The organism is Streptomyces sp. NPDC017936 (assembly GCF_044328485.1).
Taxonomy (GTDB): Bacteria; Actinomycetota; Actinomycetes; order Streptomycetales; family Streptomycetaceae; genus Streptomyces.
Genome location: NZ_JBIRHK010000011.1, coordinates 208,936 through 227,034 on the forward strand (window position 1 = coordinate 208,936; position 18,099 = coordinate 227,034).

Here is an 18,099-nt window from a genome sequence, read left to right on the forward strand (position 1 = left end):
GCCCGTGCCGGACCGCGTCCCCGGGCCGGATCGTCCTCAGACGGTCAGGCCCCGGACCGCGAGGTCCAGCAGCGCGCACACGAACAGGGCGATGCCGATGAAGCCGTTGACGGAGAAGAACGCCCTGTTCACGCGGGACAGGTCGTGCGGGCGGACGATGGTGTGCTCGTAGACGAACGCGCCGGCGACGACCAGCAGGCCCAGCCAGAAGAACGCGCCCGCGTCGGTGGCCAGGGCGTACCAGACGAACAGGGCCGTCGTCAGCGTGTGGCAGGCCCGCGACGACCGGACGGCCGCCGGGACGCCGAAGCGGGCCGGGACCGACCTGACGCCTATCTCGCGGTCGGTCTCGACGTCCTGGCAGGCGTAGATGAGGTCGAAGCCGCCGATCCAGACGCCGACGGCCAGGCCCAGGATCACCGCGTCCCAGGACCACTCGCCGGTGATCGCCAGCCAGCCGCCGACCGGGCCCATCGCCTGGGCCAGGCCCAGGATGGCCTGGGGGAAGTTCGTGAAGCGCTTGCCGTACGGGTAGACGACCATCGGGACGACGGCGACGGGGGCGAGCGCCAGGCAGAGCGGGTTCAGCAGGGCCGCCGCGCCCAGGAAGACCACCAGGGCGATCAGGGCGCCGGTCCAGGCGTGCTTCACCGACATCGCGCCCGTCACCAGCTCGCGGTGGGCGGTGCGCGGGTTCCGCGCGTCGATCTCGCGGTCGATGATCCGGTTGACCGCCATCGCGAAGGTGCGCAGGCCGACCATGCAGACGGTGACCAGGAGCAGCCGCCCCCAGTGGACGTTCCTGTCAAGCTGGAACATCGCCGTGAGGGAGGCGATGTAGGCGAAGGGCAGGGCGAAGACCGAGTGCTCGATCATCACCAGCCGCAGGAAGGCCTTGGTGCGTCCCGGCCGGGGGATCGCCGCGGATGCCGAACTCACAGGCCGTACTCCTTCCACCGGCGGTCGACCTTCGCCGCCGTCTGCGGGTCGGACAGCACCATGTCCGGCCAGCCACCGTCGCGCGTGTACCCCTCCTCGGGCCACTTCCTCGTCGCGTCGATGCCCGCCTTGCCGCCCCAGAACTGCTGGTAGGAGGCGTGGTCGAGATGGTCGACCGGGCCTTCGACGACCGTCAGGTCGCGGGCGTAGTCGGTGTTGCCGAGGGCGCGCCAGGCGACCTCGTGGAGGTCGTGGACGTCGCAGTCGGAGTCGACGACCACGATCAGCTTGGTCAGGGACATCATGTGGGCGCCCCAGATCGCGTGCATGACCTTCTGCGCGTGCTTGGGGTACTTCTTGTCGATCGAGACGATCGCGCAGTTGTGGAAGCCGCCGGCCTCGGGGAGGTGGTAGTCCACGATGTCCGGGACGATGATCTTCAGCAGGGGCAGGAAGAAGCGCTCCGTCGCGCGGCCCAGGGGGCCGTCCTCCGTGGGCGGGCGGCCGACGACGATCGACTGGAGCAGCGGCCGCTTGCGCATGGTCACGCAGTCGATCGTCAGCGCGGGGAACGGCTCCTGCGGGGTGTAGAAGCCGGTGTGGTCGCCGAAGGGGCCCTCCGGGAGCATCTTCCCCGGCTCCAGCCAGCCCTCCAGCACGACCTCCGCCTGCGCCGGCACCTGGAGCGGCACCGTCTTGCAGTCGACCATCTCGATCCGCTTGCCGGCGAGGAACCCGGCGAACAGGTACTCGTCGATGTCGCCGGGGAGCGGTGCGGTGGAGGCGTACGTCACGGCGGGCGGGCAGCCGAAGGCGATCGCCACCGGCAGGCGCTCGCCGCGCCGCGCCGCCACCTGGTAGTGGTTGCGGCTGTCCTTGTGGATCTGCCAGTGCATGCCGATCGTGCGCCGGTCGTGGCGCTGGAGGCGGTACAGGCCGAGGTTGCGGATCCCGCTCTCCGGGTCCTTGGTGTGGGTCAGGCCCAGGTTGAAGAAGGAGCCGCCGTCCTGGGGCCAGGTGAAGAGGGCGGGCAGCTGCTCGAGGTCCACGTCGTCGCCGTGCAGCACGACCTCCTGCACGGGCGCGTCCTTCACCTTCTTCGGCGGGACGTGCGTCATCGCGCCCAGCTTGCCGAAGGCCTCCCGGACGCCGACGAAGCCGTGCGGCAGCTCGGGCCGCAGCAGCCCGCCGATCTTCTCGGTGATCTCCGCGTACGACGTCAGCCCGAGCGCCTTCAGCAGGCGGCGGTCGGTGCCGAAGACGTTCATCGCGAGGGGCATCGCGGAGCCCTTCACGTTCTCGAAGAGCAGCGCGGGACCGCCGGATTTCTGGACCCGGTCGACGATCTCCCCGACCTCCAGGTACGGATCGACCTCCGCCTTGACGCGCTTGAGGTCGCCTTCGCGCTCCAGTGCCCTGAGCAGGGAACGAAGATCGTCGTAAGCCATGGGGTCCAGTATCCCCGAGCGGCTACCCTGGCCCAGTACCTGGGGGCCCCTGCCGGCGGCCCCGACGACCACTTCGCTGGAGAGACCCCATGCTGCGGGTGCTGATGTTCCTCGTGCCGCTGGCGCTGAGCGTGTACGCGTTCATCGACTGCATCAGCACGAAGGACGACGAGATCCGTCACATGCCGAAGCCGCTGTGGGCGATCCTCGTGCTGCTGTTCCCCCTGGTCGGTTCGATCTCCTGGCTGATCGCGGGCAAGCGGCGCAGCCCGGCCGCCGACGGCTGGTCCGGCGTCCGCGGCGGCGGCCGGCCCCGACAGTGGGTCGCGCCGGACGACAACCCCGACTTCCTGAAGTCCCTCGACGAGGACAAGAAGGGGGACGACGACCAGAAGCGGGACGAGCCCTGACACGGCGCCGAGGGCGGCGGCCTTCCGGAAGGCCGCCGCCGTACTAGGAGCACCCCAGGTGCTCGATCAGGCGTTCGAAACGGTCTCTCCAGCCCTGCTCCGACTCCCCCTCGCCCCGGAACTCGTGGGTGAACCGCAGTGCGGACCCCTCGCCGTCCCGCTCCAGGTGGAAGCGGATCCGGCCGCCGTCCTCCAGCGTGTACTCGGCGACCCGGTCCACGTCCCACGCGGTGACCCGCCCCGCGCCCAGGCCCCGCAGCGCGACCGTGCCGCCGAGCCGGGGCTCGAGCACGTCGACGTCCGTCCACCAGGACCCGAGCCCCTCGGGCGTCGAGAACGCCGGCCAGACCGTCTCCGCGGGCCGTGGGAGCCGCACCAGGAAGTGCAGGATGTGCGTGTTCCCGTGGGTCTGGCTGGTGCCCTGTTCTATGGAACCGGTCATGACACCAGCCTGACCCTTGGGAACACGTCGTGCACGCGGTCGGAGGCGCCCGCGCCCCGGTACGGCGAAGGCCGGTTCCCCGTGACCCGGGTCACGGGGAACCGGCCTTCGCCGTACGGGTCGTCAGAAGCCGACGGACCGGAGCGCGCCGAGGCCCACGTCGGCGTACGAGTGCTTGCCGGAGACGAAGATGTTGACGCCGTAGTAGTTGAACAGCCAGCAGCCGAAGGCGATCAGGGCCAGGTAGGCGGCCTTGCGGCCCTTCCAGCCGGCCGTGGCGCGGGCGTGCAGGTAGCAGGCGTAGGCGACCCAGGTGATGAAGGACCAGGTCTCCTTGGGGTCCCAGCCCCAGTAGCGGCCCCACGCGTCGCCCGCCCAGATCGCGCCCGCGATGATCGTGAACGTCCACAGCGGGAAGACGGCCGCGTTGACGCGGTAGGAGAACTTGTCGAGGGAGGCCGCGGCGGGCAGCCGGTCCAGGACCGAGTTGGCGAACCTGCCGGGCTTGCCGCCGCCCGCCAGCTTGTTCTCGTAGGAGTCCTTGAACAGGTACAGGATCGTGGAGACCGCGCCGACGTAGAACACCGCGCCGCAGAAGATCGCGGTGGAGACGTGGATGTACAGCCAGTACGAGTGCAGGGCGGGCACCAGCTGGTCGCTGGCGGTGTACAGGACGGTGACGGCGAGACCGAGGTCGAGGAGGACCGTGGTGGTCAGGAACAGGCCGAGCCAGCGCACGTTCTTCCTCAGCGCCAGCAGCCCGAGGTACACGCCGACGGCCACCGTGGAGAAGGTGATGTTGAACTCGTACATGTTGCCCCACGGCGCCCGCTCCACGGAGAGCGCGCGGGCGAGCACCCCGCCGAACTCGATCAGGAAGGCGAGCACGGTGAGGGAGACGGCGATGCGCCCGTAGAGGTCGCCCTGCTCGTCCCCGCCGTGCGCGCCCGGCCCGTCGGGCACGTCCCGCGCGCCGGCCGCGGCCCGCACGACGACGTTCGGCCGCTCCAGCACGGCGGTGCCGCCGGCCTTCTTCACGGTGACGGCCGGCCCCGTGGCCCCGGCCTGCCGGGTGGCGGTGAGCGCGGCGGCGGTGCGGCCGACCTTGCTGCGGCTGCCGAAGAGCCATTCGGCGATGTACGCGAAGAAGGCCAGCGTGTAGACGGCCATCGCGGAGTAGATCAGCGTGTTGCTGATGTTCGCGAGGTTCTCGTTGGTCGCGGCGGCCAACTCGGTTGCGGCGGCGGGAGTCACTGCTCAGCCCCTTCGGCAGGTACGACTTCAGGGTCGGGGGTGGTGTCGTCGTGGGAGGCGTCGGTGTCGGGGGCGGGCGCCCCGGGGGCCAGGTCGTACAGGAGACCGGCGAGGTCGCCGAGTTCCTCGGGCACCTTGGCGGACTCGCTGCGGCCGAGGCCGGCCATCTCGACGACCGTGACGCCGTCGGGCCCCTCGACCGCGCGCACCCACACCCGGCGGCGCTGGATGAACAGCGAGCCGGCGAGACCGAAGATCGCGGCGACCGCGCCGCCCAGCGCCCAGCCGCTGCCGGGCTGCTGGGTGACCTGGAAGTTCGCCCACTCCTTGGTGCCCTCGTAGGTGATCGAGCCGGCCCCGTCGGGGAGCTTCATGGTCTCGCCGGGCTTGAGGTTGTCCCGCACCTGGAGGCCCTTGGCGTCCTCGAAGCCCTTCATGTGGGACTTGTCGAGCTGGTACACGCTCTGCGGGATGCCCGAGTTCACGCCGAGGTCGCCGTGGTACGGCTCCAGGTTGAGCACCGGGTTCAGCAGCGCCGGGAAGGCGGAGGCGACCTCGTTGCCCTCCGCGTAGCTCGGCAGGAAGAAGGCCTGGAAGCCGAGCTGCTCGGTGACGCCCTCGGCGTTCCTGTAGCCGTCGAGGACCTTGATCACGCCGGAGGAGCTGACGTTGGAGTCGAGCGGCAGCAGCGGGACCGCGTCGTGGAACACGACCTTGCCCTTGCCGTCCCGGACGGTGACGACGGGCGCGTAGCCGTGGGCGGTGAGGTAGACCTTGGAGTCGCCGATCTCCAGCGGGTGGTTGACCTTCACGACGGTCCTGCGGTCCTTGCCGTAGGCGCCCTCGCTGTAGGTGAGGGCGGCCTGGTAGGTGCGCGGGGTGCCCTTGTTGGGGCCGGACACCTCGTAGGTGCCGGTGAAGTCCTTCAGGGTGAAGCTGAACGGCGTCAGGTCGTCGGTCGTGAAGAGGTTGCCGGACTTGAAGTCGTCGTAGGCGATCAGGGTGTTGGAGAAGCCGTTGCCCTCGACGAGCAGCTTGTTGCCCTCGGACTTGAACAACTGGCCCCAGGCGAAGGCGACCAGCATCACGATGAGGGCGATGTGGAAGGCGAGGTTGCCGACCTCGCGCAGATAGCCCTTCTCGGCGGCGACCGCGTCACCGGCCACGTGCGCGCGGAAGCGGCGCTTCCGCAACAGGGCGAGCGCGGCCTCGCGCACCTGCTCCGGCTCGGCCTCGGTGCGCCACGACGTGTACGCGGGCAGCCGGGTCAGCCGCTTGGGCGCGCCCGGCGGGCGGCCGCGCAGCTGGCCCACGAACTGCCAGGTGCGCGGCACGATGCAGCCGATGAGGGAGACGAACAGCAGGATGTAGATCGCGGAGAACCACACCGAGCCGTAGACGTGGAAGAGGCCGAGCTTGTCGTAGATCGGCGCGAGGGTGGGGTGGTTCTTCTCGAAGTCGGCGACCTTGGTGGCGTCCTGGCCGGTCTGCGGGATCAGCGAGCCGGGGATCGCGCCGAGCGCCAGCAGCAGCAGGAGCAGCAGGGCGACCCGCATGGAGGTCAGCTGCCGCCAGAACCACCGGGTCCAGCCGACGACGCCGAGGGCGGGCAGGTGGGGGGCGGACTCCGCGGGCGCGGTGGACAGCTGGGAGCCGGCCGCGCCCAGGTCCTGGTCCTCGCCGGCGGAGGCCGGGGCGGTGTCACCGGCCGGCACGTCGGGCCCGCCCGTCGTAGTGGTCTTGCTCATGGATCAGATCCCCACAGTGAATCCGGCGGACCAGGACTGCATGTCCTGTACGAGGCTGTCCCAGACGCCGGTCAGCAGCAGCAGACCGGTCACGATCATCATCGTGCCGCCGATCCGCATCACCCAGACATAGTGGCGCTTGACCCAGCCGAAGGCGCCGAGCGCCTTGCGGAAGGCGACCGCGGCGAGCACGAAGGGCACGCCCAGGCCGAGGCAGTAGGCGACGGTCAGGAGGGCGCCGCGGCCCGCGCTCGACTGCTGCGAGGACAGGGCGAGCACCGAGGCGAGGGTCGGGCCGATGCAGGGCGTCCAGCCGATGCCGAACAGCGCGCCGAGCAGGGGGGCGCCGACCAGCCCGGTCACCGGCCGCTTGTGGAAGCGGAACTCCCGCGCGGTCATCCAGGGCATCAGGCCCATGAAGAACACGCCCATGAGGACCATGACCACGCCCAGCACCTTGGACAGGACGCCCTGCTGTTCCTGGAGCGTCGCCCCGAAGTAGCCGAACAGGGCCCCGCTGGAGACGAACACGGCGGTGAAGCCGGCCACGAACAGCGAGGCGCCGGCGACCATCCGGCCGCGCCGGGCCTCGGCCAGGTCGGTGCCGGTGACGCCGGTCACGTAGGAGAGGTAGCCGGGGACCAGCGGCAGGACGCACGGGGAGAAGAAGGAGACGAGTCCGCCGAGCAGCGCGACCGGCAGGGCGACCAGCAGGGCGCCGTTGAGCACCGTGCCGTTGTAGCCGTCCGCGGCGAGCGTGGTGAGGGCGCTCACGTCACTTCTCCGCGAGGACCGGGTCGATCATGGAGCGCAGCTTCTCCTCGCTGAGCGCGGCCAGGGAGCGGGCGGCGATCCTGCCCTCCCGGTCGAGGACCAGCGTGGAGGGGATCGCCTGCGGGTTGAGGGTGCCCTTCTCGAAGCGGAGCATCAGCTTGCTGCTCGGGTCGTACAGGCTGGGGTAGGTGACGCCGTACTGCTCCTCGAAGGCGAGCGCGCTCTTGGTCTGGGGGTCGGCGACGTTGATGCCGACGAACTGCACGCCCTTGTCCTCGAGGTCCGTGGAGACCTTCTGGAAGTTGGGGGCCTCGGCGCGGCACGGGGCGCACCAGGAGCCCCACACGTTGAGGACGACGACCTTGCCCTTGTAGGAGGAGACGGCGAGCTGCTTGCCGTCGATGGTCTTGCCGGACAGGTCGGGGGCCGCGTCGCGCTTCCCCTTCGCGACGGTGGAGATGCCGTCCGCGCCCATGACGAACTTGGTGTCACCGCCTCCGCCGGAGACGCCCCCGGAGGTGCAGGCGGACGCGAGCAGCGCCGCGACGGCGGCGCCGGCGGCCGCGAGGGCGGCGCGGCGCGAGCGGGTCCAGGCGGTCGGGCGCAGGGGGGCGCGGCTGGCGGCACTCATGTGAAAAGTTTCGCATGCCCGTTCTGGGGATCTTGCGCACCCCCCTTGCGGGTGGAAACCCGCATTTCAGGCGACGGACGGGAGCCCGCGGCGCGGGTCGCCCCGGAGGGCGGGGAGCCCGTGGCCGGGGTCTCTAGGCGCCCGCGGAGGAGGTCGCCGACGCGCCCGGGGAGCTCGCGGCGGTGTCCTTCAGGAACTCCTTCCACCCGCCGGCCGGCCGCTGCCCGACCTCGAGCGTCCGCAGCCCGGCGAGGACCTCCGGCTTCTGCACGTCGATCCAGTCCACGAACTGCCGGAAGGACACCATCCGCACGTCCCCGCCCTTCTCCTTCTCGCGCGCGATGTGCTTGATCGCCTCTTCGACGGCGTCCATGTAGATGCCGCCGTTCCACTGCTCGAAGTGGTTGCCGATGAAGAGGGGCGCCCGGTTCGTCTCGTACGCCCGCCGGAAGCCCTGGATGTACGCCTGGGCGGACTGCTCGCGCCAGCGCGGGTGGTTGTGGCGGGGGGCGTTGGTCGAGTTGAGGGACTGGTTGGCCAGCATGTTGTAGTCCATCGAGAGGACCTCGAAGGAACGCCCGGGGAACGGTATCTGCTGCAGCGGCAGGTCCCACAGGCCCTGCTTCTTGTCCGGCCAGACCTGCCGGCCGCCGGGCGAGGAGGCGTCGTAGCGCCAGCCGAGGGCGCGGGCGGTGGGCAGCAGCTTGTCCTGGCCGAGGAGGCAGGGGGTGCGGCCGCCGACGAGTTCCTTGTCGTAGTCGAAGGGGAGCGCGGGCAGGTCGGTCCACCCGGTGTTGGTCCGCCACCGCTGCACGAACGACTTGGCCTGGTCTATCTCGCTGCGCCACTGCTTCGGGGTCCAGTGGGCGACCGAGCCGTGGCCGTCACCGCAGAAGTGCCCGTTGAAGTGGGTGCCGATCTCGTGGCCCTCGAGCCAGGCGCGGTGCAGGCCCTTGAGGGTCTCCTTGATGTGCGCGTCGGAGAGGTAGCCGATGTCGGAGGCGCCGCGGGGGTTGTTGGGCGGGTCGTAGAGGCGCTTCTTCGACTCGGGCAGGAGGTACAACCCGGAGAGGAAGAAGGTCATGGCCGCGCCGTGCTCCTTGGCGAGGTCCAGGAAGCGCGGGAAGAGCCCGTTGCCGACCTCGCCGGCGCCGTCCCAGGAGAAGACGACGAACTGCGGCGGCTCCTGGCCGGGTTCCAGCGGCTGCGGCGCGGCCGGCTGGTGGGGCTGCTTGCCGGTGAAGGCGGTGGATCCGTCGCCGAGGGGGCGGGCGGTGGCGGTGGGCGAGCTCTGAGGACTGGCGGAACGGTTCTTCCCGGAGCCCGGCGTCTTCCGGGACCCGTCCGAGGAGGAGTCGGCGCATCCCGCGAGTCCGGCGGCGGCCGCTGCTCCGGCCCCGAGTCCGAGTGCTCCCCTTCGGGTGAGAGTGCGCATGGCAGTCCCCGTTCGTCGCGTGCTGTGGTGTCACCCACTCAGAGCACGCGGCGAACGGGGAGGTTCCGCCACTGTGTTCGTTTTCCGTAACGGGAGCAAGGAACAGGCCACTTCACGGGCCCGCACGCCCCGCCCCCGGAGGGCTCAGGCCCCGAAGGCCTTGCCCTTCCCCTGCACCGGCTTGGCGCCGGCGCGCAGGTGGGCCGGGACCAGGTCGATGGCCGGCTCGGTGTAGCCGACGGAGACGATCGTGTCGCCCCGGTACGTGAACGTCGTCAGGGAGGCGAGCGTGCACTGCCGCCGGCGCGGGTCGTGCCACAGCCGCCGCCGCTCGACGTACGACCGCACGGTCCAGATCGGCAGCTGGTGGCTGACGAGCACGGCCTCGTGCCCCCGCGCCTGGTCCTTGGCGGAGTTCAGCGCGCCCATCATGCGCACGACCTGGTCGACGTACGGCTCGCCCCAGGACGGCTTGAACGGGTTGACGAGGTGCCGCCAGTTCTCGGGCCGCCGCAGCGCGCCGTCGCCGACGCCGAAGGTCTTGCCCTGGAAGACGTTGTCGGCCTCGATCAGCCGCGCGTCGGTGGCGAGGTCCAGGCCGTGCGCCTTGGCGATCGGGGTGGCCGTCTCCTGGGCGCGCTCCAGCGGGGAGGCGCAGACGTGGGTGACGTCCCGGGAGGCGAGGTGCTCGGCGACCCGCTCGGCCATCCGCCGGCCGAGCTCGGAGAGGTGGTAGCCGGCGAGCCGGCCGTAGAGGATGCCGTCCGGGTTGGCCACCTCGCCGTGCCGCATGAGGTGGACGACGGTGATGTCCTTGTCGCTGCCGCTCATGCCGCCGTGGCCTCCGCCGCCGCTCGGGCCGCCGCCGGGAGGGCGTCGGCGATCTTCTGGATGGCCCGCTCGTCGTGGGCCGTGGACACGAACCAGGACTCGAACGACGACGGCGGCAGGTAGACGCCGTTCGCCAGCAGCGAGTGGAAGAACGCGGTGAAGCGGAAGGACTCCTGCGCCTTGGCGTCCTCGTAGGTGCGCACGGCACGGTCCGTGAAGAAGACGGAGAACATGTTGGAGGCGTTCTGCAGGGTGTGCGCGACGCCCTCCTTGGACAGCGCCTGCGTCACCAGCGCCCGGATCTGCTCCGACGCGGCGTCGACCTTGGCGTAGGCGGCGTCGTCGAGGAGGCGGAGCTGGGCGAGGCCGGCGGCGGTGGCGACCGGGTTCCCGGAGAGGGTGCCGGCCTGGTAGACGGGCCCGGCGGGCGCGAGGTGCGCCATCACGTCGGCGCGCCCGCCGAAGGCGGCGGCGGGGAAGCCGCCGCCCATGACCTTCCCGAAGGTCATCAGGTCGGGCTTGACCCCGTCGACGCCGTACCAGCCGGCGCGGCTGGTACGGAAGCCGGTCATGACCTCGTCGGAGATGTAGAGGGCGCCGTTGGTGGCGCAGGCGTCCTTGAGCCCCTGGTTGAAGCCGGGGAGCGGCGGCACGACGCCCATGTTGCCGGGCGAGGCCTCGGTGATCACGCAGGCGATCTCGCCGGGGTGCCGGTGGAAGGCCTCCTGCACGGCCTCCAGGTCGTTGTACGGCAGGACGATGGTGTCGCCGGCCTGGGCGCCGGTGACACCCGGGGTGTCCGGGAGGGCGAACGTGGCCACCCCGCTGCCCGCCGACGCGAGGAGCGAGTCGACGTGCCCGTGGTAGCACCCGGCGAACTTGATCACCTTGGTGCGCCGGGTGAACCCGCGGGCGAGCCGGATGGCGGACATGGTGGCCTCGGTCCCGCTGGACACGAGCCGCACCTGCTCCAGGGGCTCGATCCGGTTCACCATCTCCTCGGCGAGCGCGACCTCGCCCTCACCGGGCGTGCCGAAGGAGGTGCCGCGGGCCACCGCCTCCTGGACGGCGGCGATGACCTCGGGGTGCGCGTGCCCGAGGATCATGGGCCCCCAGGAGCAGACCAGGTCGACGTACTCCCGCCCGTCGGCGTCCGTCAGGTACGGACCGCTGCCGGACACCATGAACCGGGGCGTACCGCCCACGGCGCGGAAGGCGCGCACCGGGGAGTTCACGCCGCCCGGCGTGACGGCGGCCGCACGGTCGAACAGTGCCTGCGAGACAGGCGCATCGTATGAATAGGGCATTTCGCTCATGACCTGCGGCTACTCCGACCTTCTCCGACTTCTGGGACTCCGGTGCCAGTGACATCCTCAGGGTAGGCCAGGGCCGGTCAACGGCAGCGGGGCCGTCGCCGGGCCCGCGCCGCGCCCTCCTGACCGGGCAACCACTCCCCGTCCGTCCGCCATCTGCGAAACTGGCCCCATGGACGCAGCTCGCACCGACGATGGGTCGGGGGCTGCGGAGATCCTGCGGACAGGTGTTTCGACGCACGTTTCGGCGGGCGGCCGTGGGGGAGGTCACTGACACGATGATCGGGTTGCGCGGCGGGGGCCACGCGTCCTAGAAAAGCAGTCGGGTGGAGATATGCATCGCGGTGGCGGACTGGGCGAGGGGACTGACGACCTGGGTCCTCGACGTGCCCGGCGGGGAAGGCACCGACGCGACGCGGAGGCAGCTGCGCAGAGTAACGAAGCACGTCAGGCACAAGGTGCACCGAGTGAACCCGAGCGGTTCGACCGGGGAGCCGATCACCGGATCGGCCACCGGACGGACCGTCCGCGGGAGGGAAGCAGGAATGGTGGTCGGGTGGGGGTGACGTACAAGTACTTCGGTGCGCCCGACGGCGCGACCGCGGCCCGCGTCCCGATCTCGATGCGCCCCGAGGAACTCGGCGGCGACGAGCTCGGCATGAACGGCATGTTCACCAAGATCAAGCCGGAGACGATGGCGGCGATGGTCCTCACCGGCATCGAGGGCGTCCCGCTGCACAAGGTGCCGCCCCTGGAACTGGTGGTCCTGCACCCCGACTACGCGGTCGTGAAGCTCCCCATGACGGTGGTCGACCCGCTCCGCGACATCGGCGAGGAGGCGGTGGGCGCGGCGGCGTTCATCTGGTCGACGGTCCCGGACCGCGGCGGCCCCCGGGACGCGTTCAACGTGTACCAGCTGCTGCACGAGTGGCAGGACTTCTCGCACCGGCTGCACGAGGCGGGGCACCAGGCGTACTGCCTGGTGTGGCCCTGAGCCCGGGTTTCGGTGGAGGCACGCGTGCGGGCCGTCGTCCGGCGCCGCCTGGAGGTACCTCGCCCCGCGCTCGCGCGGAGGGATCACGCCGGTGGCGTCGGCTCGGGGTGGTCGCCCCTGCTGCCCGCCGTCAGCGGCTCGGCCGCCGCGGACAACCGAACCTGACGCCCTCCCACCGTCCTCAGCGGGCTGCTCCGGTCAGCCCCCCCGTGGGGACCGTCCGGCACCCGTCCCGGCGCTCCGCGCCCCGGCCGCTGAACCGGTGCGGCCGGTGCCCGGGGGCGGCAGTCGTCCCGAAGGCGCCCTTCGGCCGGCGTTCGGTCCGGGCGCCCCGCCCGGGCCGCCTCAGTTCCACGGCTCGGTGAAGGACCGGCCGGGCACCGGCTTGGCGATGAGCGCCACGGGGATGAAGAGGTTGACCTGGCCGATCGCGGACATCACGGTGGCGAGCGCCTTGGGCTCGTCGTGTCCGGCGGCCTGGGCGTACGGCTCGTCGGAGACCCTCTCGCCGTCCGCGGACGGCCGGAGCACGGCTTCCACCAGGGCCAGGGCGGCGCGTTCGGCACCGGTGAAGTACGGCGCGTCCCGCCACGACGCCACCGAGGTGATCCGCTCCTCCGGCTCCCCGGCCTTGCGCCGGAGGCCCGCGTGCGGAACGGTCAGGCAGGTGCTGCCGACGATCTGGCCGGCGCGCAGCTGGACCAGGCTGATCGTGGAGCGCGGCACCGAACCGTTGCCCGTGACCCCGAACAGCGCCGCCGACACCTCCGCCGGCTCGGGAACGAGCTCCGCGGGGTCCTCGGACATCCGGGGGACCATCGGGACCTCAGCCGTGATCGAACGCGTTTCCCGCGTCGCCTCCTCGGGACCTCATGCCGTTGTCACCTCCCTGACGGATCGCGGCGGGGAAACGTCACCGGCGGACGGCGGTCATCTCGCCGGCCGCGGCGACGGCTGGAACACCCCGTACCCCGCCGCCCACGGACCGGCTCGAACGCACCGAGAAGCCGGGACGGTCCCGCCGCCCGACCCGGCTCGGCGAAACCCATGCGGTCGCAGCACTAGCTTCGGCTGCGCGTCATCGACATCAGCAGCCCGTGGGTCTCGTCGTCGGCGGCGACCACGAGCCCTCGGCCCGCCTCGCCTGTCGGGGCGCCGTCGATCCCGGTGACGACGCAGCCGGCGGCCCGGCACAAGGCGATGCCGGCCGCGAAGTGCACGCTCCCGGAGAGGTCGCCGCCATCGGTGACGTACGCGGCGCGCTTGCCGGCGGCGACCCAGGCCAGCGCCAGCGTCGTGGAGACGACGCGCGGCCGGAAGCGTCCGGCGAACTCGGGGTGGGCCAGCAGATCCACGGCCCGGAATCCGGGTGCGCTCGGGAACGGCGGATCCAGGTTGACGTCCACCAGTCGGGTAGCGGGCGTGGGCGTCAGCAGCGCGTCGTCGGCCCCGTCCCGCCGCACCCAGGCGGTCTCCCCGTCGGTGAAGAACACCTCGCCGCTGAACGGGTCGGCCACCGCCGCCGCCCCGTCGCGCAGCGCCACGTTGACGGCCACCAGCATGGTGCCGACGGCGTAGTTCAGCGTGCCGCACAGGGGATCCACCAACCACCGGCGCACAGCGTCGGCGGCGCCCTGCTGCCCGCTTTCCTCGCCGAGCACCGCGTCATCCGGCCGTGCGGCACGGATGACGTCGAGGATCGCCTTCTCGGCCGCCACGTCGGCCGCGGTGGCGAAGTCCCCGGCGCCCTTGTCGATGCGGTCGAGCCGCCGGCCGTACAGGGTGCGGACCACGTCCGCGCCGGCCCGCGCCCCGGCTACCGCGACCGCAGCGTCATCGGAGCTCGCGTATGAGGTGATCACGCCGTGCACACTACCGAGGCGGCGCACGGCTCCGGAGGGCGTTTCTCCAGCCTCTGCCTGATCAGGTCACGACGTTCCTTGCGGGGAAAACGGCTGCTGCCGTCCACGCACAGTCCGCGATCGTCGGTTGAGAGGTGTGTCCTCCTCAGTGGTGCACCAAGCCAGACGGTGGTCGGACCTCTGTGCCTCCCACGGCGCCTCACGGCCCCGGTGACACCCCCGAGTCGTCCGATCGACGGGGGGTGACGGTCATGCCGGGCCCGGAGTCCAGTGGCCCTCTTGCAAGACCGCGAAGAACATAACGGGGACCACAGACCGACAACCCCCTTAGTCTGAGGGCGGTATGACTCCCCGTCGCGACTTGGATGCGACAGACACCCGGAGGAGAGCAACGTGGCTGAGTCCGCAGAGGGAATGGTGAGCCTGGCAGAGGCCATCGACGCGCTGCGCTCCGACCTCCTCAGGGCGTGGGGAGGTGGTGGCGTTCGGCCGCTGCGGTTCAAGCCGGCTCCGGTGGAACTCACGCTTCAGGTTGCCGTCACTGCCGGGAACAAGGGATCGGCCGGAGTGAAATGGTGGGTGGTCAACGCCGGCGGGGAGAAGACGCGGGAGACGGTCGTCACCCAGACGATCAAGCTGGTGCTCGATCCTGTCGGCCTGACCCCTGCTGGGGAGGAGACCGAGTTCCTCATCTCGGACGAGGAACTTCCCCGTGTCCCATCGGTTGACGAGCAGACCTTGAACGACTTCGAGTAGATCAAGCGGGGAACAGTTCGCCATGCTCGAAACGGACCGGGTGGTTCTGCTCCGGCACGACGTCGACGGCGGAACGCAGGCGGGGTCGGGACTAAGAGTCGGCGGGGAGCACGTACTCACCGCCGACCACTGTGTCACCGGCAGAAATGTGCGGGTAGTGCACGGAGGCCGGGAATTCCCGGCCCAGGTGGTGGTCCGCTCGTTCAGTAGCGATGTGGACTTGGCCGTGCTTCTCGTGCCCGGCCTCGGGTCCATGCCGCCCTTGGGTTTCGCCCGCGTCAACCGGGGGATCGCGGGGGCCATCGACGGCTGCCAGGCTCTCGGGTTTCCGCGTTGGAAGCGCTCCCCTAAAAGTCGGATCCTGGTCCAGCTCGACGGCCGGATCCCCACGGCCGAGGGCCTCGTCGTCAGCACCCAGGAGGCACAGCCGGTCGGCTTGCTGTCGCTCAAGCTACCAGGTCACGACATTCCTCTCCCTCCTCCGCCACAAGGCAGCCTCTACGCGTCCGGCAGCCCGTGGGGTGGGATGTCGGGGGCAGCAGTGGTGAGCGAGGGACTGGTGATCGGAGTGCTGCGCAGCCACAACATCTCCGAAGGCACGGGCTCCTTGACGGTGACGCCGATCGATGCCATCGACATCCTCGCCCCCGCGACCCGGGGCTTGATGTGGTCGACGCTGGGCGTGAGCGATCCTGGTTCGCTCTCTCTTCTCCCGCGTTCGGATGAATCTGGCGCCAAGGTCGAAGAACAGGGTGGAAGCGGAGAACCTGGGAATCGGACGGGTACGGAGAAAGAGGCCTCGCGCGCTCAGGTCATCAAGAGGGTGACGAAGAATTGGGTGGAATCCGGTCCGTCCATCGCCGTACTTCAGGGATTCTCCGGGAGCGGAAAGACCAGAGTCGCTCTTGATATCAAGTCCCTGCATCCACGGCGCAAAGTTCTGGATGTAGAAATCCCCGAAGGGATCAGCTCGCTCGAGCAGCTGATCATCCTGATCGGCGATGCCTTTGCGGCGGCAGGGAAGCCCGGGGTCACGCTCGGGACGAACCCTAAAAAAAACCTGGCAGATGCCATGAGCGATGGCACCATACTGATTCTGGACAACTTTCACCATTGCTTTGTGGACGACTCCGGAGCACCCTCAGCCGATGTACAAGGTTTGATCAACTCGGTGGGGCGCCAGATTCGAGCAACCCATGGACGTCTGCTGCTGATCGCCAACGAAGCGGTGACCTTTCCTTGGATCGAAGACGGCGAGACCTTCACTCTGCCTGGCATGAGCGTGTCCGAGGGGTCCCGCTTGCTCTCCAAGGAGTTGACACGACAGGGAATCCCTGAGAACGACGTGCCCGCCGACCGAATCTCCGAGGTCATCAACTGGCTGGGAGGGAACCCACGTGCGATCACCCTTTTGGCTGCATGTCTTCGCAGCGAAAGTTTGGAAGATCTGATCGGAGCGGCCCCCGCGCCCTGGGAACTACGCGACAGGAGCGTCGGCAGAGACTTCTCGGCCCAACTGGAGCGAGCCTTCTTGGAGCGCTGCATCGGGCGCCTCACCGAGACCGAGAGGAAACTGCTCAACAGGGCTTCGGTGCACCGGGTTTCCTTCACGAACGAGGCCTTCAGGCAATCTTTCTGGGAGCACTCCCCGCAAGAATTTGATGCGGCAAAGAAACGCTTGACGTCGAGCTTCCTGGTGGAGCGGAGAAATAAAAACTTCGCCGTAAATCCTATTGCCAGAGAAATCTCCCTCAGGGCGCTGGCGGGTTCCGGGAGCGAGCTCAGGCGAGCGCACACCGTCGTTGGGCGGTTCCATGCGCGACACTTCAAGGCCAAACGTATCGTCAGCTCTGGCGCCGACTTCCTCGAAGCCCGCTACCACCTCTACGCCGCCGGCGAGGCGGACGAACTTTCCGTCGTGGCGAAGTCCTATGTTCTCCACCTGGACCGCCTGTACGGATACAAGCGCACACTGGAAAAGGACCCGAAAGAGCGAGATGAACTGATCGCCCTGCTGAGTGCAGCACTGAGCGAGGTGAGCCCGTCCTGGCGACTTCACTTTTATCTCGCACGGCTGCTTGAGGCCAGAGGCGTGGGCGGCGACCATGCACATGCTCTGGAACAGGTGGACCACGCCGTCCGCTCTCCCAACGCCTCGCTCTCGACTTGGATGCTGAAAGCTCGCCTCACCGACCGACTCCACGGCACTGAGGCAGCCCTTGCGGTGGCTACAGAGGCTCACAAGAAGCTTGCGGAAAGCAACCAGAACGTAGGGCAGATTCTCTTTTTCCGGGCGGATCTGCTGGCGCGCGACAATCGGCGACTCGAAGAAGCGGCCTCACTGTGCAAGGAGGCTCTTTCCACTGCCGAGAACGCCAGGCTGCCACACTTGTACATGGTGGCTGCGGAATTCCTGGCCAAGAATGACGAAGGGCTGGCCGCGGCCATCGACCTGCTGCGCGAGGGAGTCGCGCGCCTTCTTCCTGGAACCAGGGTCATTTCACTTTATCCGCTTGCTGCGGCGTACCTGAACAGAGCAGGTAAGCTGACCGAGGCAATCGACCTGCTGAGTGAAGGGATTTCACATTTTTCGAGCCATTCCAGCGTGACTCCTCTGTATGACATGAATGCTGATTTGCTGGCTCGGAACGGCCGGGTGGACGAAGCCGTCGATTTGCTGCGCGAGGGCATCGCACGTATCCCCCCGCAATCGAGCCTCTTCTCGCTGTACCAATCAGCCGGCGAACTGCTGGCCCGAAACGGCCAGATGGACGAAGCCGTCGACCTGCTGCGCGAGGGCATCACACGCATCCCCCCACGGTCGAATCTCTCTCCGCTGTATCAGTCGGCCGGAGAATTATTGGCTCGGAACGGCCGGGTGGACGAAGCCGTCGACCTGCTGCGCGAGGGCATCGCGCGCATCCCCCCGCAGTCCAACCTCTCTTCGCTGTATCAGTCGGCGGGCAATGTGCTGGCCCGGAACGGCCAGGTGGACGAAGCCGTCGACCTGCTGCGCGAGGGCATCACACGCATCCCCCCACAATCGAGCCTCTTCTCGCTGTACCAATCGGCGGGCAATGTGCTGGCCCGGAACGGCCAGGTGGACGAAGCCGTCGACCTGCTGCGCGAGGGCATCACACGCATCCCCCCACAATCCAGCCTCTTCTCGCTGTACCAATCAGCCGGCGAACTGCTGGCCCGAAACGGCCAGACGGACGAAGCCGTCGACCTGCTACGTGAAGGCATCACACGCATCCCCCCC

The 18,099-nt window shown here is 69.5% G+C and carries 16 protein-coding genes; 4 read left to right on the forward strand and 12 right to left on the reverse strand.

Features of this window, described 5'->3' with window-relative positions; genetic code table 11:
* Positions 1-36: 36 nt before the first annotated feature.
* Both mqnP and ACH4F6_RS23850 read right to left on the reverse strand, forming a co-directional pair.
* Positions 37-939, reverse strand: a complete 903-nt coding sequence (gene mqnP, locus ACH4F6_RS23845; protein ID WP_397962318.1) for a menaquinone biosynthesis prenyltransferase MqnP — start codon at positions 937-939, stop codon at positions 37-39.
* The gene (locus ACH4F6_RS23850) at positions 936-2,387 is read right to left on the reverse strand and encodes a menaquinone biosynthesis decarboxylase (protein ID WP_397962319.1); all 1,452 of its coding nucleotides are present in this window, start codon (positions 2,385-2,387) and stop codon (positions 936-938) included. The genes mqnP and ACH4F6_RS23850 overlap by 4 nt, the downstream gene beginning before the upstream one ends.
* 89 nt (positions 2,388-2,476) lie before the next feature.
* On the opposite strand from ACH4F6_RS23850, the gene ACH4F6_RS23855 reads away from it, so the two are divergent.
* Complete coding sequence (locus ACH4F6_RS23855) at positions 2,477-2,797, forward strand: PLD nuclease N-terminal domain-containing protein (protein WP_397962320.1); 321 nt, start codon at positions 2,477-2,479, stop codon at positions 2,795-2,797.
* Between the two features lie 43 nt (positions 2,798-2,840).
* On the opposite strand, the gene ACH4F6_RS23860 is transcribed toward ACH4F6_RS23855, so the two are convergent.
* The 8 genes from ACH4F6_RS23860 to hemL all read right to left on the reverse strand — a co-directional run bounded on the left by ACH4F6_RS23860 (position 2,841) and on the right by hemL (position 11,228).
* Positions 2,841-3,239, reverse strand: coding sequence for an SRPBCC domain-containing protein (locus ACH4F6_RS23860; RefSeq protein WP_397962321.1), 399 nt, complete (start codon positions 3,237-3,239; stop codon positions 2,841-2,843).
* A 123-nt stretch (positions 3,240-3,362) separates the two neighbouring features.
* A complete protein-coding gene (ccsB, locus tag ACH4F6_RS23865) occupies positions 3,363-4,493 on the reverse strand; it encodes a c-type cytochrome biogenesis protein CcsB (RefSeq protein ID WP_397962322.1) in 1,131 nt (376 codons plus the stop codon).
* Positions 4,490-6,241, reverse strand: a complete 1,752-nt coding sequence (locus ACH4F6_RS23870) for a cytochrome c biogenesis protein ResB (RefSeq protein WP_397962323.1) — start codon at positions 6,239-6,241, stop codon at positions 4,490-4,492. The genes ccsB and ACH4F6_RS23870 overlap by 4 nt, the downstream gene beginning before the upstream one ends.
* Positions 6,242-6,244: 3 nt before the next feature.
* The gene (locus ACH4F6_RS23875) at positions 6,245-7,015 is read right to left on the reverse strand and encodes a cytochrome c biogenesis CcdA family protein (RefSeq protein ID WP_397962324.1); all 771 of its coding nucleotides are present in this window, start codon (positions 7,013-7,015) and stop codon (positions 6,245-6,247) included.
* 1 nt (position 7,016) lies between these two features.
* Positions 7,017-7,646: a TlpA family protein disulfide reductase gene (locus ACH4F6_RS23880; protein WP_397962326.1), complete on the reverse strand. Its 630-nt coding sequence runs from the start codon at positions 7,644-7,646 to the stop codon at positions 7,017-7,019.
* A gap of 133 nt (positions 7,647-7,779) precedes the next feature.
* Complete coding sequence (locus tag ACH4F6_RS23885) at positions 7,780-9,081, reverse strand: hypothetical protein (RefSeq protein ID WP_397962327.1); 1,302 nt, start codon at positions 9,079-9,081, stop codon at positions 7,780-7,782.
* A gap of 144 nt (positions 9,082-9,225) precedes the next feature.
* On the reverse strand, positions 9,226-9,912 hold the full coding sequence (locus tag ACH4F6_RS23890; RefSeq protein WP_397962329.1) for a histidine phosphatase family protein: 687 nt from the start codon (positions 9,910-9,912) through the stop codon (positions 9,226-9,228).
* Positions 9,909-11,228 (reverse strand): glutamate-1-semialdehyde 2,1-aminomutase, encoded by a 1,320-nt coding sequence (gene hemL, locus ACH4F6_RS23895; RefSeq protein WP_397962330.1) that lies wholly within the window; start codon positions 11,226-11,228, stop codon positions 9,909-9,911. Before hemL ends, ACH4F6_RS23890 begins: the two co-directional genes overlap by 4 nt.
* A gap of 553 nt (positions 11,229-11,781) precedes the next feature.
* On the opposite strand from hemL, the gene ACH4F6_RS23900 reads away from it, so the two are divergent.
* Entirely contained in the window at positions 11,782-12,219 is a 438-nt protein-coding gene (locus tag ACH4F6_RS23900) for a hypothetical protein (protein ID WP_030745488.1), read from the forward strand.
* A gap of 345 nt (positions 12,220-12,564) precedes the next feature.
* Here the strand turns inward: ACH4F6_RS23900 and ACH4F6_RS23905 are convergent, their stop codons facing one another.
* Entirely contained in the window at positions 12,565-13,026 is a 462-nt protein-coding gene (locus tag ACH4F6_RS23905; protein WP_397962331.1) for a carboxymuconolactone decarboxylase family protein, read from the reverse strand.
* Positions 13,027-13,280: 254 nt separating this feature from the next.
* The gene (locus tag ACH4F6_RS23910; protein WP_397962332.1) at positions 13,281-14,081 is read right to left on the reverse strand and encodes an inositol monophosphatase family protein; all 801 of its coding nucleotides are present in this window, start codon (positions 14,079-14,081) and stop codon (positions 13,281-13,283) included.
* A 393-nt stretch (positions 14,082-14,474) separates the two neighbouring features.
* Between ACH4F6_RS23910 and ACH4F6_RS23915 the strand changes: the two genes are divergently transcribed.
* Together ACH4F6_RS23915 and ACH4F6_RS23920 are read left to right on the forward strand one after the other, a co-directional pair.
* Positions 14,475-14,837: a trypco2 family protein gene (locus ACH4F6_RS23915; protein WP_397962333.1), complete on the forward strand. Its 363-nt coding sequence runs from the start codon at positions 14,475-14,477 to the stop codon at positions 14,835-14,837.
* Between the two features lie 22 nt (positions 14,838-14,859).
* Positions 14,860-18,099 (forward strand): tetratricopeptide repeat protein (locus ACH4F6_RS23920; RefSeq protein WP_397962334.1); only part of this gene is annotated, 3,240 nt, incomplete at its 3' end.